Genomic DNA, 952 nt, shown 5'->3' with positions numbered 1-952 from the left:
GCGACTAGGGCGTGTCTCTTAAAGCCTTGAGCCAGATGGTGATGGCGCGTAGGACGACGCCGCCGCGATAGGTCAGGGCGAGTTTGTCGTAGCGGGTGGCCAAGGCGCGCCATTGCTTGAAGATGTTGAATCCGCGCTCGACGACGTTGCGGCGCTTGTAGGCCTCGGTGTCGTAGGTGACCGGGCGACCACCCTTGGCGCCGCGGCGCTTGCGGTTGGCGATCTGATCATCGCGTTCGGGGATGACGGCCTGGATGCCGCGCCGGCGCAACAGCTTGCGGTTGGCCCGGGAAGAGTAAGCCTTGTCACCCAGCGCCCGGTCGGGCCTGGTGCGTGGCCGGCCCCCACCCAGGCGCGGTACCCGCAGGGCGTTCATCACGTGCTCGAACATCGGGGAGTCCCCGCCCTGCCCGGGCCCGAGCAGCATCACCAGCGGCCGCATGTTCCCGTCGCACAGGTGGTGGATCTTCGTCGACAGGCCGCCGCGGGAGCGGCCGATGGCGTGATCAGGCGGCTCGATGCGCAGATTCGTGTAATTCGTCAGGTCCCCCTGTGTCCCGGGGCAGGTTGGTGGCGTGCTGATGGGCGCGGTTGATCGTGGAGTCCACCGAGACTTCCCAGTCGATCAGCCCGGCGGCGTCGGCATGGGCCAGCAGGACGCTGTGGATCTTGTCCCACGTCCCATCACCGCTGAAGCGGCGGTGCCGCTTCCACACCGTCTGCCACGGCCCGAAGCACCCGGGTAAGTCCCGCCACGCGATCCCGGTCCGGTAGCGATAGATGATGCCCTCCACCACGGTGCGATGATCGGCGAACGGCCGACCACGACGCCCCTGCGAGGACGGCATCAACGGAGCAATCAGCTCCCACTGCGCATCAGTCAGCAACTCCGTTCGAGACACACACCGAGCGTTCCAGCGACCAGCCCAAACCTTTGGGAGACACGCCCTAG

Annotated in this window: 1 protein-coding gene; it reads right to left on the bottom strand. The window is 66.9% G+C overall.

What is annotated here, in order from left to right; genetic code table 11:
* Positions 1 to 4: 4 nt before the first annotated feature.
* Positions 5 to 848 (bottom strand): IS5 family transposase gene (locus tag RR49_RS15535; RefSeq protein WP_241186004.1). Its coding sequence is split into 2 segments (ribosomal slippage): positions 5 to 541 and positions 543 to 848, totalling 843 coding nucleotides; the frame shifts between segments, so codons are not numbered across the junction.
* Positions 849 to 952 lie beyond the last annotated feature (104 nt).

Origin of the sequence: Microbacterium ginsengisoli (assembly GCF_000956535.1) — a bacterium.
Taxonomy (GTDB): Bacteria; Actinomycetota; Actinomycetes; order Actinomycetales; family Microbacteriaceae; genus Microbacterium; species Microbacterium ginsengisoli.
This window is presented reverse-complemented; position numbering and strand designations above follow the sequence as displayed.